The 23,169-nt window shown below is 67.2% G+C and carries 13 protein-coding genes and 3 pseudogenes; 9 read left to right on the top strand and 7 right to left on the bottom strand.

Features of this window, described 5'->3' with window-relative positions; genetic code table 11:
- Nucleotides 1–3: 3 nt before the first annotated feature.
- Nucleotides 4–633, bottom strand: coding sequence for an RNA polymerase sigma factor (locus tag ACFXHB_RS37575; RefSeq protein WP_380580346.1), 630 nt, complete (start codon nucleotides 631–633; stop codon nucleotides 4–6).
- Nucleotides 634–1,016: 383 nt separating this feature from the next.
- Here ACFXHB_RS37575 and ACFXHB_RS37570 point away from each other — a divergent pair, with 383 nt between their 5' ends.
- Nucleotides 1,017–1,433 carry a helicase associated domain-containing protein gene (locus tag ACFXHB_RS37570; protein WP_380580344.1) on the top strand — a complete coding sequence of 139 codons (417 nt, stop codon included), beginning with the start codon at nucleotides 1,017–1,019 and terminating at the stop codon, nucleotides 1,431–1,433.
- Nucleotides 1,434–1,627: 194 nt separating this feature from the next.
- Here the strand turns inward: ACFXHB_RS37570 and ACFXHB_RS37565 are convergent, their stop codons facing one another.
- Genes ACFXHB_RS37565 through ACFXHB_RS37550 form a run of 4 tightly spaced genes read right to left on the bottom strand, consistent with a single transcriptional unit; the run spans nucleotide 1,628 to nucleotide 6,031 of the window.
- Complete coding sequence (locus ACFXHB_RS37565; protein ID WP_380580342.1) at nucleotides 1,628–2,938, bottom strand: Gfo/Idh/MocA family protein; 1,311 nt, start codon at nucleotides 2,936–2,938, stop codon at nucleotides 1,628–1,630.
- Nucleotides 2,939–2,940: 2 nt separating this feature from the next.
- Complete coding sequence (locus tag ACFXHB_RS37560) at nucleotides 2,941–3,774, bottom strand: carbohydrate ABC transporter permease (protein ID WP_380580340.1); 834 nt, start codon at nucleotides 3,772–3,774, stop codon at nucleotides 2,941–2,943.
- Complete coding sequence (locus ACFXHB_RS37555; RefSeq protein WP_380580338.1) at nucleotides 3,774–4,736, bottom strand: carbohydrate ABC transporter permease; 963 nt, start codon at nucleotides 4,734–4,736, stop codon at nucleotides 3,774–3,776. The genes ACFXHB_RS37560 and ACFXHB_RS37555 overlap by 1 nt, the downstream gene beginning before the upstream one ends.
- The gene (locus tag ACFXHB_RS37550) at nucleotides 4,733–6,031 is read right to left on the bottom strand and encodes an ABC transporter substrate-binding protein (RefSeq protein ID WP_380580336.1); all 1,299 of its coding nucleotides are present in this window, start codon (nucleotides 6,029–6,031) and stop codon (nucleotides 4,733–4,735) included. Before ACFXHB_RS37550 ends, ACFXHB_RS37555 begins: the two co-directional genes overlap by 4 nt.
- A gap of 121 nt (nucleotides 6,032–6,152) precedes the next feature.
- Between ACFXHB_RS37550 and ACFXHB_RS37545 the strand changes: the two genes are divergently transcribed.
- The 5 genes from ACFXHB_RS37545 to ACFXHB_RS37525 all read left to right on the top strand — a co-directional run bounded on the left by ACFXHB_RS37545 (nucleotide 6,153) and on the right by ACFXHB_RS37525 (nucleotide 15,440).
- Nucleotides 6,153–7,283, top strand: coding sequence for an ROK family transcriptional regulator (locus tag ACFXHB_RS37545; protein ID WP_380580334.1), 1,131 nt, complete (start codon nucleotides 6,153–6,155; stop codon nucleotides 7,281–7,283).
- A 749-nt stretch (nucleotides 7,284–8,032) separates the two neighbouring features.
- Nucleotides 8,033–10,759, top strand: coding sequence for a discoidin domain-containing protein (locus tag ACFXHB_RS37540; protein ID WP_380580332.1), 2,727 nt, complete (start codon nucleotides 8,033–8,035; stop codon nucleotides 10,757–10,759).
- Between the two features lie 187 nt (nucleotides 10,760–10,946).
- Entirely contained in the window at nucleotides 10,947–11,291 is a 345-nt protein-coding gene (locus ACFXHB_RS37535) for a helix-turn-helix domain-containing protein (RefSeq protein WP_380580330.1), read from the top strand.
- Nucleotides 11,292–12,048: 757 nt separating this feature from the next.
- Nucleotides 12,049–13,275: an IS110 family transposase gene (locus tag ACFXHB_RS37530; RefSeq protein WP_380580361.1), complete on the top strand. Its 1,227-nt coding sequence runs from the start codon at nucleotides 12,049–12,051 to the stop codon at nucleotides 13,273–13,275.
- Between the two features lie 899 nt (nucleotides 13,276–14,174).
- A complete protein-coding gene (locus tag ACFXHB_RS37525; RefSeq protein WP_380580328.1) occupies nucleotides 14,175–15,440 on the top strand; it encodes a hypothetical protein in 1,266 nt (421 codons plus the stop codon).
- 492 nt (nucleotides 15,441–15,932) lie between these two features.
- Here ACFXHB_RS37525 and ACFXHB_RS37520 read toward each other — a convergent pair.
- A pseudogene (locus ACFXHB_RS37520) lies at nucleotides 15,933–16,903 on the bottom strand (transposase).
- A 138-nt stretch (nucleotides 16,904–17,041) separates the two neighbouring features.
- On the opposite strand from ACFXHB_RS37520, the pseudogene ACFXHB_RS37515 reads away from it, so the two are divergent.
- A pseudogene (locus tag ACFXHB_RS37515) lies at nucleotides 17,042–18,438 on the top strand (IS1380 family transposase).
- Between the two features lie 254 nt (nucleotides 18,439–18,692).
- Here ACFXHB_RS37515 and ACFXHB_RS37510 read toward each other — a convergent pair.
- Nucleotides 18,693–18,791, bottom strand: a pseudogene (locus tag ACFXHB_RS37510) (IS5/IS1182 family transposase); the annotation flags it as partial.
- 783 nt (nucleotides 18,792–19,574) lie between these two features.
- On the opposite strand from ACFXHB_RS37510, the gene ACFXHB_RS37505 reads away from it, so the two are divergent.
- Together ACFXHB_RS37505 and ACFXHB_RS37500 are read left to right on the top strand one after the other, a co-directional pair.
- On the top strand, nucleotides 19,575–21,968 hold the full coding sequence (locus ACFXHB_RS37505) for a hypothetical protein (protein ID WP_380580326.1): 2,394 nt from the start codon (nucleotides 19,575–19,577) through the stop codon (nucleotides 21,966–21,968).
- A 359-nt stretch (nucleotides 21,969–22,327) separates the two neighbouring features.
- The coding region (locus tag ACFXHB_RS37500) for an IS630 family transposase (protein ID WP_380580324.1) at nucleotides 22,328–23,169 on the top strand (842 nt) is incomplete at its 3' end.

The following is a 23,169-nucleotide window of genomic DNA, read 5'->3' as shown; positions in this document are numbered from 1 at the left end:
GGATCACTCCTCGTCGTGCGTGCGACCGCGCACGAGCGTGCGGCGCGGTGCGAGGCGGGTCTTGAGGCGGGTTCTGGCCTGGGAAACGAGGGAGCGGACGGTGCCCTCCTCGATTCCCATGACTTCGGCGATATGGGTGGGGGTGAAGCCGACGAGGAAGCGCAGGACGACGACGTCGTGCTGGCGACCGGGGAGTTCCTGGATGGCGCGGGCGACACTGATGCCGATGCCGAGGTCCTCGACCATGCACTCGTCGACCTGTTCAAGGAGACGCTTGGCGCGTTCGATGAGAACGTAGGCGAAAGCGGCTTCCTCGATGAGCACGAGATGCTCGGCCCGGCGCAGGCATTCGGCCTCCACGACCCGGCGCAGCAGGGCCCAGGCGTAGGCGGCGGGGCTGGGTTGGGCGAGGACGCGGTGCCAGCGGTCGGCGAGGGCGACGAAGACGTCGTCGACGAGGTCGCGCACGACGGCGGGGTCGCCGAGGTGGGCGAAGGCGTAGTCGGTGTAGCGCTGGGCGTGCAGGTCGTGGAAGGCGGTGAAGGTTATGGGCAGGGGTGCCGGGGCGGGGGCGGGTCGGGGGATGCGGGTGCTGGAGGTGTCGGCCGCGTCGGCGGGCGGGAAGTCGTTCACCGCTCGCCCGGGTCGGGTCCGGGACGGCACCGCGCGATGCGGTGCGGTGGTGGCGCGGCGTCCGCGGCCGGGCGAGGGGCGCGCAGGCGGTGCGGGTGGTGACGCCGTGGTGCCCGGGCCGGCGGGTGGCGCCGGTCAGCGACTTGGCGGGGATGGGGGTCGTCACGTGCTGGTCCTTCACTTCTCGATGGCTGCACCCTCCGTGACGGTAAATCAGTGCGGGGAGTCCGGAGCGTGTCTGAGGCCAGGTTCCCGGTCGGACATCGGAAATGTTCACGCCGAAGAGGAAGAAATTCCCGACCCGCATGCTCCGACCCGGCGATCCGGCGGCCCCGTGAACGGGTGGGTGCCGGCGGTGCGGTCCGGGGCGCCGACCGGGCCGCATGTTCAAGGCTCTGCGGGAGCAGCTCGGCCGCTGGGTGCAGGCACAGCGGGCCGGCTGGCCCGGCCTGGAGGACGACCGGAAGGACCTGCTCGCCGCGATCGGCATCGAGGCCGACCAGGGGCTGGTGGCCGCGAAGGCCGTAGCAGACGCGAAGCCGGCCGTGTCCCGGGGCGACCGGTTCGCGCAGGGCCTGGCCGCGCTCGCGGCGTTCGTCGGGCGCGAGGGGCATCCCCGGGTGCCGCGCCCGCACAAGGAGCCGCTGGAGGCCGTGGAGGCCGGCCCCGGCGGTGAGGAGCAGGTGGTGGTGTCGCACTTCGCCCTGGGCACCTGGCTCAATAACCAGAAGGCCCGCCGGGCGAAACTCACCCCGGGCCAACTCGCGCAGCTCGCCGAACACGGCGTCGAGTGGGCATAGCGGGCGGTGCACGGGATTTCCGGGGCGCTCCCGCGAATCCCGTGCACCAAGGAGGTCGGTAGGTCAGGGCCGGTCGGGCCTCCGTCGTGGACGAAGGCCCGACCGGGTATCGCAGCCTTCAAACCTCAGCTAGGAGCCGGACGTTCTCGCTCGTACCCGCTCGGTCGGTAGGGGACCGGCGGAGCGGGTACGGATCAGAGTTGTACGACCTGCCCGGTGCGGCGGGCCTGCTCGGCGGCGAAGACCACGCGGTGGCTGTCGCGGCTCTCCTGCGCGCCAGAGAGCAGGAGTTCGGGGCGGCCACTGTGGTGGGCGCGGACGAATGCCTCGATCAGGGCCGCGTCGCCGCCGCCGTGGCCCTCCGCTGCGGAGGCGCCGCCGTTGTCGGTGTCGATGACGGTGCGCTCGTCGGTGACGAAGTCGTAGATCTCGATGGTGCGGCCGTCGCCGGTTATCTGGCCACGGGTGCCGAAGATCTTGGTGTGTCGGTTCTCCTGCGGGGTGAAGGCGGTGAGGGTGAAGGCGACGGTGGTGTTGCCCTCGTACTGCAGGGTGACCACTTGGTGGTCGACCACGTCGTTGTCGCTCCGGTAGGCACACCGTCCGTACGGTCCTTCTGCCAGGGCCTGTTCGACCGACTCCTCGGTCAGCTCGTCCGCGGCGATCCGGGTGAAGTACCGCTTGACACCGCCTTCGCGCAGGCCGACCTGGTAGAGCTTGCGCGCGGAGTAGGGGCAGTGGGTCTCGACGGTGCAGGAGACACAGCGCAGGCCGGCGCCCTCCGGTGCCTGGTCGGGGCGGAAGTGGCTGAGCGAGCCGAAGGAGGAGACGGCGGTGACGGGGCGGCCGATGATGTGGCCGAGCCAGTCGATGTCATGACCCGACTTCGTCAGGAGCGCGAAGCTGGAGAGGTCCTCGCGCCGCCAGTTGCCGCGGACGTACGAGTGCGCGTAGTGCCAGTACCCGATGGGTTCCAGGTGCTCGATGCTGACGACGTTCCCGATCCGCCCGGAGTCCACGAGATGTTTGAGGCGTACGGTGTAGGGCGAGTAGCGCATGACGTGGCACACGGTCAGCGACACCCCGGCGGTCTCGGTGGCCGTGGCGATGCGGTCGCAGTCAGCGGCGGTGAGCGCCATCGGCTTCTCCAGCAGGATGTCGTATCCCCGCGCGGCGAACGCTTCGGCGGCCTCCAGATGTTCCGCGTCCTGCAGGGCGATGATCACGGCATCGGCGATCCGCGGTCCGGCGGCCAGATCCCGCCAGTCGGTGTAGCGGTGCTCCTTCGCGATGCCGTGCCGGTCGGCGAGTTCATCGCGCCGTCCGAGGCGTGGTTCGGCGATAGCGGTGAGTGTCACCGGGGTGGAGCCGGCCGTGGCGAGGGCCGTGTAGCCGGTGCCGCGGGCGCCCGCGCCCGCGAGCGCCAGGGTGAGTGGACGGTCCAACGGGCGACCGGGGTGGGTGCGGAGGTTGCTGAAGCGCGTAGGTGTGGTGCTGTTGGTCATGGTCATCCCTTGACAGCCCCTCCGGTGAGACCCTTGACGAAGTGTTTCTGGAGGACGATGTAGAAGATCAGTACGGGCAGAGCGGCGAGGAACATCAGGCCGAAGAGCTGCCCGTAGTCCTGTTGGTGTTCGCCGATGGCCCGGTAGACACCGACGGTCACCGTTGTGCCGCCGGCCGGGCCGAGGATGATGAGCGGGTTGAGGAAGTCGTTCCATATCCACACCCCGAGGAAGATCAGCACACTGGCCGTGGCGGGGCGTAGCAGAGGGAAGACGACCTGCCAGAAGACGCGCCAGCGGCTCGCGCCGTCCAGGGCCGCCGATTCCTCAAGTTCCAGGGGGATGGAGCGGATGAAGCCGGAGAAGACGAACACGCCGAAGGGCACGTAGTAGCCGACGTTGAAGGCGACGATGCCCTGCAAGGTGGACATCATCCCGGTGAGCTGAAGCATGTCGGTGATCGGTACGAGGATCACCTGGGGTGGGATCATCAGTCCGGCGAGCAGCACGAGCAGGGTGATCCGGGCGGCTTTGCCGCGGCTGCGGCACAGGTAGTGGCCGAGCATCGCGGAGAAGACGGTGAGCAGCACGATCGACAGCAGCGTGATGGTGGTGCTGTTGACCAGGCCGTTCCAGAACAGCCGGTCCGGGCGGTTCAGTACCCGGGAGACGTTGTCGAGGGTGGGCGGCCACGGCAGGGAGACCGCCGAGTCGGTGATGTCCTCGCCCCGCTTGAAGACGTTGGCGAGGACGAGGTACAGCGGCAGGAAGAAGACGGCGGTGACGGTGAGGGCCACCACGGGACGTATCCAGGGCGCGCGTTGCGTGTTGTGCATCAGAAGTTCACCTCACGGCGCTGCAGGAAGCGCAGCGCGATGCTGGAGATGACGGCGACGATCACCAGCATGATCAGTGCCATGGCGGAGGCTTCGCCGGTGCGGTTGGCGGTGAATCCGGTTTGGACCACGGAGAAGGCGAGTGTGGCGGTGGTGCCGGTGCCGGGGCCGCCGCTGGTCAGAACCTGGATGTGGTCGTACGCCTTGAAGCCGGTGATCAGCAGCATCACGGTGTTGATGGTCAGGGCTGGTGCCAGCATCGGCCAGGTCACCTTGCGGAACCGGAGCCAGGGTCCCGCCCCGTCGATGGCGGCGGCCTCGTGCAGTTCCTGCGGTACGCCTTGGAGGCCGGCGAGGTAGACGACGGCGCAGAAGCCGAGCAGTTGCCAGCTGATGATGAACCCGACGGAGTACAGGGCCAGCGTGGGGTCGGAGAGCCAGCCGGGTGGGCTGTCGACGCCGAGTGAGGTCAGCAGGGAGTTGACGAGGCCGTCGTCGGTGAGCATGGCCTGCCAGATGACGGAGACGACGACCGAGCTGAGGACGACGGGTACGAAGAAGACACTGCGCAGTGCCTGGTAGAGCCAGCCGGTCCGGTCCAGCAGCAGGGCGATGGCGAGCCCGAGGACGTTGGGGAGGACGACCACGATGAGGGTGAGGATCGTCGTCACCCTGAGCGCGGTGAGGAAGGCGTCGTCGGTGAGCAACCGGGTGTAGTTGTCGAGGCCCACGAACTCGGTGGTAGGGGCGAACTGGTCGGCGTTGGTGAAGCTGTAGCCGACGCTGAGCGTGATCGGGGCGAGTACGAAACAGGCGTACACGAGAAGTCCCGGTGCGCCGAAGCCGAGGAAGTGCCGCAGGGAGCTCGATCGGCGCCGGCGGACTGCCGGCTTCGGCCCGGGGGCCGGCGGCGTGCCGTGGCGCGCGCCGCGCTCCTTCGGTGTCCTGATCCCTGTGGTCACTTGCTGTCAGCCTTCGCCCAGTCCTCGTCCAGCGCCTTGGTCGCCTGGTCCGCGTTCTTGAGTCCGGCGATGATGTCCTGGGCGAGGGCGTAGGACTTCTCCACGAGGCCGGGGAGCAGCGCGTCGTCGCCGGTTTCGACGAGGAAGGAGTTGACGATGCCGTTGTTCTTCACGGCGTCCTGGTACACCGTGACGGTGGCGCCGTAGACGGGGCCCATGCCGGTCGGCGGGGTGTAGCCCTTCATCGCGATGATCGCGCCGTCGCCCTTGACCACGGCGTCGAGGGTGGCCTTGTCCTGTTGGAAGGCGAGCGCGAACTCCTTCGCCTCCTTGAGGTGCTTGGACTTGGCCGAGACCGACATGCCGCCGCCGGTGTAGGCGGGGACGGCCGGGCTGCCGTCGTCCGTGGGGAAGGCGAAGACGCCGATGTCGTCCTTCATCGGGCTTCTGTCGCCGGCGGTGGCGAACCAGCTGCCCATCGGGTACATGGCGCCCTTGCCGGCGAGGAAGGCCTTCTCGGTGTTGGCGTAGTCGCGTGAGAGTGCGGCCTTGTCGATGTAGCCCTTCTTCGCCAGCTGGACGAACTTGTCCGTCGCGCCCTTGAAGTCGGCGTCGTTGAACGAGACCTTGCCTGCGCGGCGCTGGCTCATCCAGTCCGGTGTCTTCTTGTAGACGTCGGTTCCGACGAGGGCGGTCCACAGGTACGAGGAGGCGACGGCGTCCTTGCCGCCGCCACCGAGGACGAACGGGTCGATGTTCTGCGCCTTGAGCTTTTCACAGGCGTCCAGCAGTTCCTGGTAGGTCTTCGGCGGTGCCGTGATGCCGGCCTTCGTGAAGAGCGTCTTGCTGTAGTAGACGAGCGGGATCGGCTGGGTGTTGTAGGGCAGTTGGTAGATCTTGCCGCCGATGGGGTTGGACTGGGGGAAGGTGAACGGCTCCAGTTCCTGGTCCGTCCATGCGGCCATCGCGCCAGCCTCGGCGAAGCCGACGGGCGAGACGGAGACCAGGAGGTCGGGGAACTGGCCCGAGGCCAGAAGCTGCTTGGCGTATCCGGTGCGATCGATGCTGGGGGCCACCAGCTTCTTGACCTTCAGGCCCGGCACCTTCTTCTCCGCCCGTGCGATCGCGTCGTCCCAGTACGCGGCGTCCAGGTTCGGGGTCTCGAAGGTGAGAAAGGTGATCTCCTTCGTGCCGGGCTCTCTGCTGCCGCCGGTGTCCGTGCCGGCGGGCGAACACGCGCCGGCGGCCAGGGCAGCGATGAGAACGGGGAAGGACGCGCGCGCCAGACGTTTCACGGGGTGCTCCTCGGTCCGGAAGGTCAGAAGGCGAGCTGATATTTTTGCTACCTTCTGAAATAATGTTGACTGATAGTGAGACCTGTCGAGCTACCGAGTCAAGAGTCGGGAAGAGGGAAACATGACTGTTACCGGGGGGGACTCGTCCCTGCTGCGCCGTCTGAACGCGGCCGCCGTGCTCCGCGCGCTCCACGGGGCGGAGAGCCTCACCCTCACTCAGCTCGTCCGATCGATCGGTGTCGCCCGAGCCACTGTGGAGAACGCACTTGCGGGGCTCGTCGAGCAGTCCTGGGTGGAGGAGGTGGCCCCCGTGACGGACGGGGCCCGCAGCGTCGGCCGTCCCGCCAAGCGCTACCGGTTCCGCGCGGAGGCGGGCTGCGTGCTGGGTTTCGACATCGGCGCACACAGGATCCTCGCGGTGGTCACCGACCTCAAGGGCGAGGTGCTCGGCAGCCGTCAGACCACCGTGGCCCCCGACCTGCCGGCGGTCGAGCGGATCGCCGCCGCCCGCGCGCTGGGACACCGCACCCTGCGCGGCGCCGACCTGCGGGCGGCGGACGTACAGGCCGTAGGAGCGGGCACCACCGGCATCGTGGACGCTTCGGGCGTCGTGCGACTCAGCTCACTGCTCCCGGGCTGGACGGGCATCGACCTCGCGGCCGCCCTGGGAGAGCCCTTCGGCGCGCCCGTCGTCGTGGGCAACGACACCAAGCTCGCCGCTCTCGGCGAGCGCTGGCGAGGCGCGGCGACCGAGGCGCGCGACGTGCTCTACATCCACGCGGGCCGGCGCATCTCGGCGGGAATTCTGATCGACGGACGCGTGCACACCGGCCGCCACGGCGCGGCCGGGGAGATCGGCGACCTGCAGGCATCGGGCTGGCCCACCGCCCCCGGCCGCCTGCGCGGCTGGTCGGGCGAGGGGCAGGGCGATGCGGAAGAGCTGTTCACGGCCGTCCAGAAGGGCGACCCCCGCGCCATGGCGGCCCTCGAACGGTTCGCCGACGACCTCGCGCAAGGGATCGCCGCGGTGATCCTCAGCGTAGACCCCGAACTGGTCGTGCTCGGCGGCGGGATCTCCCAGGCCGGACATCTCCTGCTCGATCCGCTCCGCAGGCGACTCCTCCGCCAGTGCCTGTTCCCCGTGGAACTCGTGGCCTCGACACTCGGCGACCGGTCGGTGGCCCTCGGCGCCGTCCGGCTGGCCCTCGACCTCGTCGAGCGGCAGCTGTTCGAGGTGTCCGCCCGGGACTGACACCCGAACCGACCGCAGGACACGCACAGGCCGGAGCGGCATCCGCCGACGACCGTGCCCCTCGGGCCGTCCGCCCCGCCCCCTGGAGCCAGGGCTGCGAGGCGACGGCGTCGGACATCCGTCCGCGCCGCGCCCGTCATGCCTGACGCCTGCGGGCGCACCCGGCCCGAGGGTGGCGGCGTCGCGCTAGGCGTGCGAGACAACCGCAGCATGACGACGACCCGGATTCGGACACCCCCGGCGCGGGTGAACCATCAAGGGCCGCAGACCTCTTGACTCGCTGATTGGGGGTCACCTAGCCTCCGCCACAAGGCAATATGAATACGGTCTTCATAATTGCCCGGCCGGTAACCACCCGTGCCGACCATCGGCGGGCGCGCATCCCCCCGGGACGATCTCCTCACACGAAGACATCCGCCTGGACACATGGGCGCGCACACCTGGCAGGCAGTTGTACTCCCACCTCGCCGGCACGAAGACCGGTCCGTGTCAGCACTTGGCGGGTGCTTGCCTGCCAGCCCCACACGCCCGCCGACCACCCGCCTTGAGGTTCGTCGCCGTCGGAACACACCGCGCGGCCTCGCCGACAAGGCTCGTCACATCCGCTGGAGGGTTCGTTCATGAGTCATGCACTTGCGCGCTACGCCGCGCGGCGGGGTCGCCCCGGAGGTGGGTCCCCGCGAAGGCGGCACCGTCATGCCGTCGCCACGGTCGTCGCGATCACCCTGACACCCGTTGTTCTGCCCGGGGTGGCGGCCGGTACCGCGTCTGCGGCGACGGCAGCCGAGTGGGCGACGATCAGCTCGAAGCTCGCGGCCGTCGACAGCTCGTGGACCACGGAGGACTACCGCAACTCGGTCACCACGACCCAGCCGGACACGGCGCTGCTGGGCAACGGCGACGTCGGTGTCGTGTCGTCGGGTTCGCCGGGGACCAAGACGTTCATCGTGACGAAGGGCGACTTCATCAGCCCGGGAGACGGCCAACCCGCCGACTTCCAGCGGCTGGGATCCCCGGGCCCGATCGCGCTCGGCGGCGTCACCATCGAAAGCGGCCGCCGAAATCTCGCTCCGGGTGGGACCGCGACAGCCAGCAGCATCCATGACGACTTCGCCGCCCGGAACGCGATCAGTGGCGCGGACGCGACCGGCGAAGGGTGGGTCTCGGCGGTCGGCAACCAGCACTGGCTCCAGGTCGACCTGGGCTCTCCCCAGCAGATCGGACGCTACGTCATCCTGCACCGCGGGGCCACCTTCACCGCCCCGGGCCAGGAGGCGATGAACACCCGCGACTGGGCATTGCAGACCAGCGCGGACGGCGCCGCGTGGACCGACGTCGACACCGTCACCGGGAACACCGCCAACAGGACCGATCGCTCGTTCACGCCCACCTTGGCTCGCTACGTGCGGCTGAACATCACCGGACCCACGCAGGGATCCACGCCCGACACCACCACCCACCCCCGCGCGCGCATCCCCCAACTCGCCTTCTACACGCACCCGGCCGCGTCCAACACTCCTGTGGCCTTCCACGAACGGCAGGACATCCTCAACGGTGAGATCACCACCGAGATGATGATCGACGACGCCCCGGTCCGGATGAGCACGTGGGTGGGCGCCAGGAGCAATCGGGTCATCACGACCCTCACGTCGAACAGCTCCGGTCCTGTCACGCTGAACGTCTCGGCATGGTCCGGCGCCAAGGCGGGTCAGGACCCGGCGATGCAGAACAGCGCAGGCGCCACAGGGGACACCGTCTGGGCGTCGCGGCAGACCCCCGCGGGGCGCGCGTGGGTGACTCAGGCGGCGCTGGCGACCAGGGTGATCGGGGCCGGCCCGCTGTCCACCCCGACCGCCACCGGCAACACGTCGACGATGACGATCCAGGTCGATCCAGGCGCGACCGTCACCGTCGTCACCGCGGTCGAGGGCGGCGGAAAGAATCCCGACGACCCACGCCCCCATGCGACGGCGATCGCCGCCCGGACCACCCAAGCCGGCGTCGACTCGCTCTTCACCGCCCATCGGCGGTGGTGGAAGGACTACTGGCTGAAGTCGTTCGTCAACCTGAACGATCCGCTTCTGGAACGCTACTACTACGGCGCCCAGTACCAGTTGGGCTCAACGTTCGGAGAGGGAACCACGACGCCGTCGGGCCTGTACGGCATCTGGACAACCCGCGACGACGCGTTCTACGGCAGCGACCTCCACCTGAACTACAACGCTATCGCGCCCCTGTACGGCGCGTACTCCAGCAATCGTCCTCAGCTGGCCAAGTCCATGACGGACGCCTTCACGACCTACCTCCCGGAGGCGAAGCGCCGCAGCAGGGAGGATCTGGTCAACCTCAATCCGACCTGGATCCGGGCCAACGGCCTGGAGGGAGGGATCGACGGCGGAGCACTGTTCCCGGTCGGCATCACCGCCAACGGCGACACCTCGAACCCGGGCTACTACCAGCAGACGATGAACGGGCTGTTCAGCGCGACGACGTTCATCTCCTACTACAACTACACCCAGGACCTGACCTTCCTGCGCGACAAGGTCGTTCCGTTCATCCGCCCACTCGCCGTCTTCTTCAAGACCTACCTGCGCTGGGACGCCACACAGGGCCGGTACGTCCTGTGGACGGGCCACAACGAGGGCGGGTGGTCGCGGAACTCCAGTCCTGACCTGGGCGTCCTGAAGCTCGTGCTGAGCACGCTGATCGAGGCGAACACGAAGCTCGGCATCAACGACCCCGACCAGGAGACGTGGAGGTACATCCTCAGCCGCCTCCCCGCTCAACCGACGAAGGTACTGAACGGGAAGACCGTGTTCACGCTGGCCGACCCCGGTACGACAACGAGCGGCCCTGGACGGGACGACGACATGAACCTCGGCCGGCAGACGGTGAACCTCGAATTCGTCCACCCGGGCGAACTGATCGGGATCCGGAGCGACCCGGTCATGCGTCAGCAGGCGATCGACACGCTGGACGCCATGAACGGCTGGGCGAACGACAACACGTTCCCCAAGAGCTTCACCCAGGCCGCGCGAGTCGGCTACCCGGCACAGCAGCTCGTCGACATCCTGAAGTCCCGGATCCAGGCCCAGATCGTCCAGAACCTGCGCATCTCGGACAACCACCACGGCATCGAGAAGGCCGGCGCCGTCGAGGCGATCAACAACATGCTCCTCCAGAGCGACGGTGGAGTCATGGTCCTCTTCCCAGGGTACCCGAGCGGGGTGAACGCGAACTTCGTCCGCCTCCGGGAGAAGGGCGCGTTCACGGTCAGCGCCACCCGCACAGGAGGGACGATCAGCGGCGTGAAGATCACCAGTGAGGCCGGGACGACGGCCAGACTGCAGAACCCCTGGCCCGGAAGGAACATTCGCGTCCGTGTGAACGGAAACAGCGTGTCCTCGACCCTGGCCGACGGCGTCATCAGCTGGAACACCACCGCAGGATCCACCTACGTGGTGCAACCGCAGTAGATCCCGCGGGACCGTCACCACCGCGCTTCCCAAGAACCGGCACGGCGACACCCCGGGGCGTCGCCGTGCCGGTTCCCGCATACCTTCGGGTTGATTCCTCCCCGACCCGCCCGCCATCGATGTGCGAGTGGCATTCTGCTGGGGGCATCCTGGGAAGGACACCGCGCGAGTGGGGGTACGAGGGCGCATGATCGCCAAGCCAGGGACACGCCGCCCCGGATCGAGTGGCGGGGACGCGGCATGGCTGCAACGACTCAACACGACAGCGGTGCTGCGCGCGTTGCACGACATGCCGGTCGCGACCATCACCGAACTGGCGAAGGCCGCGGGAGTGTCCCGACCGACCACGGAGGACGCACTCGGGACGCTCGTGACCCAGGGGCTCGCCGCCGAGGTCCAACCAGAGCCCGCCACGACGCGACCGGTCGGCCGGCCGGCGAAGCGCTTCGAGTTCAACCAGTTCCTCAACGGCGCCATCATCATCCTCGCCCTCATCGTCTCCCGCTTCGCCTCAGGCGAAAAGCAGGACTAGGTTGTCGATCCTGTGAGGTTGTGATCAGTCTCCGGGTTCTGCCCCCCGTCATGGGGCAGAACCCGGTAGGAACTCCGGTAAGGGGCAGAATCGCCCCGCCACTGGCCGGGGCCCGCCCGGCTTGGCACGGAGTAGCCTCCCGGGCGGCCTCCGCCCCCTCGCCGCTGGCCGACCGGCCCGCGCTCCTCCCCGGCCACACCGGGAACCAGGCGCAGGCGTGGTGGCGGCGGCCTCGGTGTGAAGCGCCGGATCAGACCGGTGGCGGTATTCAACCGCACCAACCCATCTCTGCGGGCGTCTCACCGACTTCGAGGTCATCGCGTCGCCCACCGACCTCACCGGCCGTAGCCTGGGGGACCTCCACGTCGGCCCGGTGGTGAGGGAGATCCGGATCGCGGGCACCGCACCGACGAAACCGACCGTCCGCGTGAGTGCCGACGACGATACGTCCGGTCCAGCTCAGCGGCACCGACTACCTCCCCTGGCCGCGGTCCAGGTCAACGATCCCACGTCCTAATGGGACTTGCTGGGTCGTAGAGACTCGGTGCCGTAGCCGCCAGTAGTTGAGCACTTTCCACGCCGGAACCACTGCGAGTTCTGGGGTCAGACCGTGCCCCTGCTGGTCGGCCGGAAGGCCATGACCGCTGATGGGGTGGCGTGCCCGCCCCGAAGGGCGTGAGCACTGGATCCATTAGGCCGCGCGCCGCGCCTTCCGCAGGCTGCTGAACGAGGTGAACGACGTGACTGGGAGGGCATGTTGCTGCTGATCGGCGATGACTGGGCGGAAGATCATCATGATGTCGAGATCCAGGACGAGTCCGGCCGCAGGCTTGCCGCCGCGCGGCTGCCGGAGGGCGTGGAGGGCATCGCGAAGCTCCACGAGCTCCTCGCACGCCACGGCGGTGACGACCTGGACGCGGCCCGGGTGATCGTCGGGATCGAGACCGATCGGGGCTCGTGGGCGCAGGCCCTGATCGCCTCCGGTTACCAGGTGTACGCGATCAACCCGCGCCAGGTCGCCCGGTTCAAGGAGCGGTACGCCACCTCCGGGGCCAAGAGCGACAAGGGTGACGCGCACGCGCTGGCCGACATGGTCCGCATCGACCGGGCCCAGCTGCGGCCGGTGGCCGGCGACAGCGAGCAGGCCCAGGCCGTCAAGGTCGTCGCCCGCGCGCACCAGACCCTGATCTGGGAGCGCACCCGCACCTTCCAGCGGCTGCGAAGCACGCTGCGCGAGTACTTCCCCGGAGCCCTCACGGCCTACGCCGAACTGGCGCTGACCAGCACAGACGCGCTCGAACTACTCATCAAAGCGCCCACCCCCGCGACGGCCGCGAAGCTGACCCGCCCCCAGATCACCGCTGTCCTGGCCCGGGCCCGGCGCCGCAACCGGGACGAGAAAGCGGCCGCGATCCAGGCCGCGCTGCGCAAGCCGCAGCTCGGCCTGCCCGACCCGGTCACGGCCGCCTACGCGGCGGCCGCCGCCGCCCACGCGAGTCTGCTGATCGCGTTGAACGAGCAGATCGCCGAGATGGAAGGGCAGGTGAAGGCACATTTTCTCGCGCACCCGGACGCTGAGATCTACCTGTCGATGCCCGGCATCGCGGAGATCACCGGCGCCCGGGTGCTCGCCGAGTTCGGAGACGACGCCACCCGCTACGCGTCCGCCAAGGCCCGCAAGAACTACGCCGGGACCAGCCCCGTCACCCGGGCCTCCGGCAAGAGCCACACCGTCCAAGCCCGCTACGTCCGCAACAACCGGCTCGCCGCCGCGCTGCAGACCCAGGCGTTCTCCGCCCTACGAGCCTCGCCCGGCGCCCGCGCCTACTACGACAAGCAGCGCGCCCGTGAGGCCGGCTACAACCCCGCCCTCCGACAGGTCGGCAACCGCCTGGTCGGCATACTCCACGGCTGCCTCAAGACCCGCACCCTCTACGACGAAGCGACCGCATGGTCGCACCACGCCCAACCCCTTGTCGCTTGACACCCAACGACATGGGGTGTCTGACCCCTCCCAGGCCACCACTGCGGGCACGGCCGGCAACGCCGCATCGGCGCCCGCAGCACGACTCCCGACGGCTATCAGGCCAAGGACACCGTGGCAGGACTGTTCACCAGAACCCGTCCCGGCTGAATCCTCTGCGGACGCCCCCCGGCGCCCGCGGAGCACCTGCCGGAGCAGGCCCCCGCCTGCTCCGGCACCCTCCCGGCACGGAGCTTCCCGGTATCGGTCCAGCAACGGAGCGGGACGGCAGAGACCACTGGCCACTCCTCTTCCGAAAATGTCGGCAACGGAATGAGGTTCTGGATCGCTTTCCGTGCCGGCATGAATGATCCGTCACCGACTGTGTCGGGAGGGAAGGCCGGTCACGCGGCAAGAAGTACGCGCTTGCGCAGGAGATCCCCCGCGCGGCCGACCGGTGAAACAGCCAAGACCAGGAAGTTAAGCCAGGGTGGGCAATCCCGGAGGAACCCGGATCCCAGTTCCATCGCACGGCAGGCCAAGGACAACTCCCTGCCGCTCTGTCAGTTGCACCTTGCAGCAACAAGGGCGGCGATTCCGTCGCACTCATGACACCCCGCCAAAAGGGCCACCACCCTCGCCCCCTTGGGGAGTTCCTGCCTGACCGCTGGCCTACACCGACCTCCTCACCGCCCCGAACCACCACGTCTGCTCGTACGGAATCCCAGGCTGCCGCAGGCGACCTGGTCCGGCGAACGCTGGTCGGCGGCGAGCACTCCGGCTCACTGTCCACGAGACGCCGTTCGATCAGAGGAACGGAGAATCAGGGAAGGCCGCGTCACCACGCTCCTTCCCCCCAACAGGCACCAACTCCCGGCATCCTCCGAAGGACCGGACCCGACAAACTAGAAGGAAGGCCCATGACCGGTATATCCCGACGCACCATCCTGAGCAGTGCCGTCAGCGCCACGCTCGCAATGCCCACGGCCTGTTCCCCACCTCCCGAAGCAAGCAGACCCACCGCACCGAATACTGCGACCAACGAGCCGACGCCTGCGCCGAGCAAGGGCGGCCGGCCGACATCCGACGGGAACCTGATCGGCGACGGGTCCACCGCAAACACCGGACCCCAGCCCAACCAGCCCAAGGCCGAACGACTCAAGGCCGGCGAGCGCCCGCCGCAGTTCGTGGTGTTCTCCTGGGACGGCGCGGGCGCCACTGCGGACGGTGGACAGTTCGCCCGCTTTCTCAAGATCGGTCGAGAATACAAGGCCTCGATGACCTTCTTTCTCAGCGGGATCTACCTGCTGCCGGAGTCCAAGAAGGCGCTGTACCACCCACCGCGACACCGCGTCGGTGAATCCGACATAGGCTACCTCACCGACCAGCACATTCACGACACCCTGGAGTTACTAGGGACCGCCTGGCGTGACGGCCACGAGATCGGCACCCACTTCAACGGCCACTTCCTCAGCGGCAGGTCGGACGGCAACGGCGTCGGCAAATGGACCTCCGCCGAGTGGGAAGCAGAGATCGAACAGGTGATGGCATTCGTCATGAACTGGAGGACCCATACGGGCTTCGCCGATCTTCCACCGCTCCCCTTCGACTACCGAAAGGAGCTCATCGGGGGCCGCACCCCTGGACTGGAAGGCCAGAAGGCCCTGCTTCCCGCCGCTGTCAAGTTGGGTTGGCGCTACGACGCCAGCTCACCCGGTCAGCGTCAGATCTGGCCCCAGAAGGTTCTGAACGGCAAGATCTGGGATCTCCCCCTACAAACTCTGCCCTTTCCCGGACGCGGCTTCGAAACCCTGTCGATGGACTACAACATCATGGCCAACCAGTCTGACGCCGGGCCCAAAGGCGACCCGGCCAAGTACGACGCATGGCGTATTCAGGCCCGTGACTGCTATTTGGCCGGCTTCAACCGAGCCTACGAGGGCAACCGGGCACCGCTGTTCATCGGGAACCATTTTCAGCAGTGGAACGGCGGCATCTACATGGACGCCGTCGAACAGACCATCAAAGCCATCGCCGACAAACCCGATGTCAGGCTGGTCTCCTTCCGCCAACTGGTCGACTGGCTCGACACACAGGATGAGTCGACTCTGCGCAAACTGCGTACCCTCGGTGTCGGCCAGGCACCGACCGCCGGTTGGAAACAGTTCCTCGACACTGTGGGTTGACCGGCCACCACGCGCGATGGTGCGATGCGGCCATGCCGGGCTGCGCCTCTGTGCTCTCTCCACCACTCAACCCACCGCCCGGTCGGCACGGTGGCCGGAACCACGCGGTGGGCGGAGCTTCCCCCTTCTTCCGCCCGCCGATGCGCGTCGGGACACCGGGTGGCCAATCGATGGCAGCCACAAGCGGCAGAGGTTCTCGCGTACGGCGACGAGGCGTTGTCGGCGTTCGAACATGGCCTTCGGTCGCGGCGCCGAGGCTCACCGGGCTTGCCTCGGCGGGTGCTGGGACGTGGGTTCGAAGACGTCGAGCCGGTTCGGGAGTTCAACTGAGCCAAGGGCGGGGAGAACTCTGCGGGCCTGTACTACTCGACGACGATGGGCGATCATGTCGGCTACGCGTCGTGGCTGGAGCGGGACTGCCTGATCCCGCTGGACCGCGATCCTCGGGTGATTGCGGTCGCCTCAGCTTGACTCTGAAGCTTCTATAGATCGTCAAGCTGTAGGAGACGACCCGAGTGCGCTGGTGAGGTGGTGGTAGACCTCTCGCGCGACGAAGCGCTTGAGGCATCTGAAGATGTCCTTCGTCTTGAGTCCTTCGCCGGTGCGTCGTGCGGCGTAGTCGCGAGTGCGCGGGTCGTGACGCATGCGGACCAGTACGACCGTGTGCAGTGCGCGGGGTTGGCCTGGCGGCCTCCGCCACGGTTGAGTCGGTGGCGGTCGGTGCGCCCGGAGGATGCCGGCACGGGTGTGGCGGCGCACAGGTAGGCGAAGGAGGCCTCGGAGGCGAGTCTGTCGGGGCTGTCCCCGGCGGTGACCAGCAGCTGGCCGGCGCTCTCGGTCCCGACGCCCAGCAGTGCGAGCAGTCCGGGCACGGTGCGGGTGATCAGGGCGCGGAGCTCGGCGTCCGCGTCTGCCATCTCCTCGCTCAAGTACCGGTAGCGCCTGGCCAGACGCTTGAGGGCTACTTTGACGGCCGTGGCCGGGGCCGCCAGATTGGTACCCGAACGGCTGGCGGCCAACCGTCACGGTCTAGGCGCGGGCCTTGACGGCGCTGGCGCGCACCACGCGCAATCCGCGGATTGCCTCGACGCGCCGTCGCGGTGCTTCGGGGTTCCGGTGGCGCGGCCGGCGAGTACCGCGGTTGCGGCGGCGTAGGCGTCAATGGGGTCGGACTTCCTGGCCGCACGACGAGCACGACGGTCCGGTCGGTCCACCTCGATGACAACGATCTGGTCGGCACGGAGGTAGCGGAAAGGCTCGGCGCCGAAGGAGCCTGTGCCCTCCATCCCTACGGCCTGTACTTGGCCGTGGGAATGGAGCCACTCCAGCAGGTCCCGGTAGCCCGCGGGCGTTGTGGGGAACGCCTCGGTGGCCAAGTGCCGGCCGATGGTGTCGATGACGGCGGCCTGGTGGAGGTCGGTGTGGGCGTCGGTCCTGCCGATCACCTCGATGGGCTGTGGCATGGTGGCCGGGTCCCTTCCGTGCGCGGCGAATGGGCTCGCGCGCACCGGCCGGCAGACGGACACGACAGAGTCAAGCCTAGCCTGCGCGTTTCATCCGGGGTCGCGTCCGGATCATGATCGGAAAAGCAAAAGTGCCTTCTGAGCTGCAACGACGAGGCTTGTCTAAGGTCTCCGTCGTACCAGCAGGAAGGCACTTTCCGCGTGCACCCTACCCGCTCACGTCCCAAGCTTGTCGTCAGTGCCGACGGGCACGGGGTGGTCAACCACGCCGGCTCGCGTCTGCTCGCGGATCTGGCTGACGCCACCACACTGACCGGCGCCTTCTCCGATGCCCTGCACCGCCTGCGACCACGCGGGACCGGGCACGATCCCGGCCGTGTCGCGATGGACCTGACGGTGATGCTCGCCGACGGCGAGGCGATCCGGGACCTCGCCGTGCTGAGCGACCAGCACGAGGTGTTCGGCCCCGTCGCCTCCACCCCGACCGCCCGGCGCGTGCTGGCCGGCATCGACGCGGCAGCCCTGAACGCGCTGCGGGCAGCCCGGGCCGCTGCCCGCGAGGTCGCCCGGCTGCAGGCCGCCGAGACCGCGGACGGGATTCCACCGGCCCGCGCCGGAGTACGTGAACTGCCGGGTCTGGTGCCGGACATCGACGCCACCCTGGTCACCTGCCACTCCGAGAAGGAACAGGCCGCCACCTACAAACGCGGCTTCGGCTACCACCCGATGCTGTGCTTCCCGGACAACACCGGCAAGGCCCTGGCAGGTGTCCTGCGACCGGGCACCGCCGGCGCGAACACCGCCGCCGACCACATCACCGTCCTCGACCGGGCCCTCGCCCAGATCCCCGACGCCCACCGCCACGGCACCCCCGCCCTCGCCCGCGCCGACAGCGCGGGCGGAGCCAAGGCCTTTCCCGCCCACCTGCGAGCCCTGCGGCAACGCGGGATCCAGACCACGTTCTCGGTCGGGCACGCCGTCACCGACCAGGTCCGCAGAGCCATTCGCGCACTGCCTGACCACGTCTGGCACCCAGCACTGGAACAGGACGGCTCCCTCCGTGCCGGGCCCGAGGTCGCCGAACTGACCGGCCTCGTCGACCTCACCGGACACCCTGACGGCACTCGCATCATCGTCCGCCGCGAGCGGCCCCACCCAGGCGCCCATCTGTCCCTGTTCGACCAGGACGAAGGCATGCGCCACCAGGTCTTCCTCACCGACACGCCCGTCGGCGGCGGCTCGAACCAGTACCTGGAGGTCCGCCACCGCGCCCACGCCAGGGTCGAGGACCACATCCGGTGCGGCAAGAGCTCCGGCTTCGGCCGCTTCCCCTCCCGACACTTCGCCATCAACCAGGTCTGGCTGGAGCTGTCCCTGACCGCCATCGACCTGCTCGCCTGGACCCGAACCATGCTGCTGGAAGGCGAGTTGGCCACCGCCGAACCGAAGAAGCTCCGCTACCGGCTCCCGCACGCTGCCGCCCGCATCACCCGCAGAGCCCGCCGCCTACGCCTATCGCCACCACTTGGCCCTGACGCAACGAACTGACCGCCGCGTTCAGCCGCCTGATCGCACTGCCCCGACCGGCCACCCGAGCAACGAAACCGCCACCGACCACCCACGGCCCGAGGACCCCAGGAGCACCCGACCCGCGCGCCGGGCCCTCGGCATGCCCGTTCCTCGACAGCAGCCTCATCACGACCGACCCGGAAGATCAACCCAGCTCAACCAACCCCAACCGAAACGCGGAGGTTAGGCGGTGCCTCATAATTGATCTTGTTGGCTTGAGCTATTGCTCCTCGGCTCGTAGCCACAGGGTCAGCGCAGCGAGGACCACGCCGGCTCGGTAGCGGGTAGCCAGCCTGTCGAACCTGGCTGGTGCGCCACGAAGCGCTATGGAGTCGAGTGAGGTGATAGGCCATCACCGCCGGATGGTCGCAGCAACCCGGTTGAACCTGGGAGCAGCTCGTCTCGGGGGATGCCGAGGTGGGCGGTAAGCAGCCCTGACAACGTCGGGACGGGTCGGGCACTGCCAGGACCTCCAAGCCGACCCGGCGGTCAAGAAGATCCGGATCAAGAGCACCGCGCCGAGAAAGCTGACCGTCCCCGTGGGCGCCGACGGACGCTACGTCCGGGTCCAGCTCGCCGGCACCAACCACCTCACCCTGCCCGAGGTCCAGGTCAACGTCCCCATCGGCTGACCCCCGAACGGAACACCGCCGCGAGGACCCGCCCCCGTGCGCGGGCTCGCCAGCAGCTAATTTCGCTAGGTGCTGACAAAATTCTTGACGGAGCCCTACGGCATCTCCCAAGCTGTCATGCAACCAACAGTTCACGTAAACAGTGGTTCAGGTGCCTCGCAGGTGCGTACCGGCATCGGCCCGACTTTTTGCACGCCGACCGCATCCTGGCCATGACGGCACGCCATTGCGGCCAACGCCGGCGCATCCTCCGGGCTGCTCGCTAACCAACCGCTCGGGCTCGCCGTGGCGTGCGGCACGTCCAACGATGTTCATCGAGCACCGTCCGCGGTACCGGCCGGGGCGGCATCGACCTCAACCAAGTCCGCCTGGGTTTCGCAGCGAAAGACGTATCGGATCACCGGCAGCAACCTCTCGTTGTGCGCAGGTCGGATCAACTCGCGATCCATCAAACCGATTTGGGAGAATGAATGACGTCGGATCAGCCCAAGGGCATGACACGCAGGACATCTCTGGCAATCTTGATTGCTGCTGCGGTCGCAGTAGGTGTCGACGCACCGGTGTACGCGACTGCGCCTCTGGGGTGCGGGGCTCGACCCTCGGATCCCGACGAGTGGGCCAGGGTTTCCTCGATCGTGGACCGCCATCGAGTAGTGTACGACGGCCTTCCATCAGGCGTCTCCCCCGATCTGACCCCTGACGGTCCGCTCATGGGAAACGGCACGGTCAATGCGTTCATGGGCGGCGATCGGCAAACGCAGAAGATATTCGTCACGCGGTCCGACATGTGGGAGGACTACGACCATCCGGACCGGGATGTCCACGCCACGACCTTTGGCGGCTTGACGATCAGTAGCGCGACCTCGGCCGCCGGCGGAACGTTCCGATACACCCAGGATCTCCGAACCGGCGTGGTGGAAGCGACATCAGAAGGGGGATTTGGTACCAAGACGTGGCTGTCCGCTAAGAAGAACCTTATCGTCACAGAGATCGTCAATCAGGGCCAGACTGATCTCGTCATGAGCGTGGATGTCTGGACAGAGCCTGCCACTGTGAATTCAATCTCGACCACCAGTGGCGGGCTCGACAGAGTTAATGGACTGATCCACGCAGGGAAGGAAGCAAAATCGGACAAGTACCACTGGTCGGTGAATGTCGCAATTGCGTCCAAGGTGCTCTATTTGTCGCCCGTTCTCAAAGAAGTAGACGGTCGGACCATGCGGATGACCTTCCCATTGGAATGCGGGAAGAGCGTCACAGTCGTCTCGTCGGTCGAAGGCGGAAAGGGCTCCGCCACGTACATCGAGGATGCAAAGAAGACGGTCCTTGCGCATGAAGAAAATAAAGCCCTTGCGGCGGCCAAGAGTGTCCACGACGAATGGTGGAAGGAGTACTGGCTGAAGTCCTATGTTGATTTCGGGTCAGCCTCCGCGCGCCTGGAAAAGCTGTACTACGGCCAGCTGTACATGTTGGGCTGTGCGATTGCCGCGCAGAGTGAGCACAGTGCCGGTTTGACGGCAGGCCTGTTTCCCTGGTGCACATCCACTGAGCCGAGATGGCAGGGCGACTACACGTTGAACACGGACATTCAGCGGGCAATGCATTCTTCTATCGGCGCTAATCGAACGGATCACATCAAGAATTACAGCAACGTCATCGAAGACTTCTGGCCAGTCGCACGTTCCCTCGCCGCAGATAAGAAACAACTTAACCATCTTGTCGATGGCAGAGGGCATCCCCCCTTCGAGAGCGGCATTCGCGGCGCGCTGTTCCCCACTCATATAGGACCCTGGGGGTCTCGCACGGAGCACTCCAACGGCCCGGACGACTTCTTCCACTCCCCGTCGAACGGCGCTGCGGTTCTGCAGCCTCTGGTCAAGTACTGGAAATATACCCAAGATAGTCCTTACCTTCGGAAGTTCCTGTATCCGAAACTCAAGGATCTGGCTCAGTTCTGGGAGGACTATTTGGTGTGGGATTCGACCAATGGTCGATATGTCGTTTACGGTGCCTCATTCGAGGAATCCACCGAAGGAAAGAACGCGATCCTTGACCTGATGGCGAGCCACTTCGTCTTCGAGAATGCTATCGCGGCGAGCAAGGCGCTGGGTATCGACGCTGCGGATCGAGGCAGGTGGAGTTATGTTCTTGATCGTCTGAGTTCGTATCCGACTGGGGCCATCACCTCCGGCCCGGGTATCGGGAAGACAACCTTTGTTGAGTACGAAGGTGCCGATCCGCAGATTCACAGTCACCCGGTAGTGGTTCAGGGAACGTATTTCTTCGATACGGTCGGACGAACCGATCAGCAGTACGCTGAGTTCACCAGGAACCACATTAGGTACATGCAGAAATGGAACAGCGACAAGGCGATGCGTGCGGCCGTGGTTGGTACGAACGCAGGCTACGAAATCGACTCCTTGGTGAATTCTGTTTTGGCCGAGATAATTGATCTTCCCGTCAGCGACTGGTTGGGGATGCGTAGCAACAATACGTATGGCGACCTTGGCGCCACGCTGTTTGTCGGCTTCATCCACGGATCGCTTCTGCAGAGCGATGAAGGGTTCCTCAATATCTTCGCCAATTGGTACAAGGATCGGGCGACCTCGTTTACCCGTCTACGGGCCAGCGGCGCCTTCCTCGTCGATGCGGAGCAGGATGAAGGAGGAGTCGCGACAACGGTCAGCATCCTGAGCGAAAAGGGGAAGCGACTCACGGTTCTCAACCCTTGGCCCAATAAGAAGGCCGAGGTACTGGAAGACGGCACGGTGGTTTCGTACAGCACCTCGGTCAACTCTCTGGGAGAACTGTTGACCTTTCCGACGCGAGCAGGTGCCCGATACGAGTTGAGAGTGTTCCAGTAGCCATACGCCGATCCTTTGACCTTCAGGTTCGGTGAAGGCGGCATCCGACGTGTCCTCACCGAATCCGAGGACCGCATGACGTGGTCGGTGCGCGCGGCCCGAAGCCAGTGAATAGCACCCGTGCCAGGATCCCAGCGCCAGGAAAGCGTGCCATCGTCGTCCTGATGGACTGGCGGACTGCTGTGGAAGCGGCCTGCGGACCCAACTGCGCGTCACGGTGAACCGTTCCGGGTTCGGCAGAGGTCTCAGGCTGTGGTTGTGACCTGCGCTTTTGTGGCGCGAAGTGGTAGTGTGATGCACCGCAAATCACGAGGGTAAGTTGGTACCCTTTTATGGTGTCACATCCTGGGCCTACTGCTGTGTCGATCGCGCTGTCTGACGACGAGCGTGCCGAGTTGGTGCGCCGGGCGGAGTCCTGGGACCGAAGGGCCGCTGAGCGGGCCCGGATCATCCTGGCGTGCGCTGACGGTATGTCGAATGCCGCTGCTGCGAAGCTCGTCGGCGTCCAGGCCAAGACGGTGCGCAAGTGGCGTGGGAAGTTCGCAGTCGACGGACTGGCCGGCCTGCAGGATGCCGGCCGCATCGGTCGCCCGAAGGCCGACCTGGTCCTGAGCGACACCGAGCGGGAACAGTTGGAGCGCTGGGCGAGGCGGGCGAAGACCGCGCAGTACCTCGCACTGCGGGCCAGAATCGTGCTGCGCTGCGCGGAGGGCGGGACGAACCGGCATGCGGCGATGGACCTCGGCGTCGACGAGTCGACCGTGGAGCGCTGGCGGGCCCGGTTCATCGACAAGCGGCTGGACGGCCTGCAGGACGAGCCGCGTCCGGGCAGGCCGCCCTCGATCCTGCTCGACCAGGTCGAGGACGTGCTGGTGGCAACGCTGGAGTCCACCCCGGGCCAGGACACGCACTGGTCGAGATCCTCGATGGCCGCCCGCACCGGGCTGTCGAAGTCGACCATCGGGCGGATCTGGAAGAGGTTCGACCTCAAGCCGCACCTGCAGGACAGCTTCAAACTCTCCACCGACCCGCAGTTCGTGGACAAGGTCGTGGACGTCGTCGGGCTCTACCACAACCCGCCCGAGCGGGCCGTCGTGCTGTGCGTCGACGAGAAGTCCCAGATCCAGGCACTGGACCGGTCCCAGCCAGTCCTGCCGATGATGCCCGGCATGCCCGAACGGCGCACCCACGACTACCTGCG

The organism is Kitasatospora sp. NPDC059327, assembly GCF_042752535.1.
Classification (GTDB): Bacteria; Actinomycetota; Actinomycetes; order Streptomycetales; family Streptomycetaceae; genus Kitasatospora.
The sequence above is the reverse complement of the archived record's forward strand: the minus strand, read 5'-3'. Positions and strand labels throughout refer to the sequence as shown.

Bases quoted from the DNA above. Each gene is read 5' to 3' on its own strand.
- ACFXHB_RS37525 (WP_380580328.1), top strand. From the start codon at position 14,175: ATGACCGGTATATCCCGACGCACCATCCTGAGCAGTGCCGTCAGCGCC.
- ACFXHB_RS37505 (WP_380580326.1), top strand. From the start codon at position 19,575: ATGACGTCGGATCAGCCCAAGGGCATGACACGCAGGACATCTCTGGCA.
- ACFXHB_RS37570 (WP_380580344.1), top strand. From the start codon at position 1,017: ATGTTCAAGGCTCTGCGGGAGCAGCTCGGCCGCTGGGTGCAGGCACAG.
- ACFXHB_RS37560 (WP_380580340.1), bottom strand. From the start codon at position 3,774: ATGCACAACACGCAACGCGCGCCCTGGATACGTCCCGTGGTGGCCCTC.
- ACFXHB_RS37565 (WP_380580342.1), bottom strand. From the start codon at position 2,938: ATGACCAACAGCACCACACCTACGCGCTTCAGCAACCTCCGCACCCAC.
- ACFXHB_RS37535 (WP_380580330.1), top strand. From the start codon at position 10,947: ATGATCGCCAAGCCAGGGACACGCCGCCCCGGATCGAGTGGCGGGGAC.
- ACFXHB_RS37545 (WP_380580334.1), top strand. From the start codon at position 6,153: ATGACTGTTACCGGGGGGGACTCGTCCCTGCTGCGCCGTCTGAACGCG.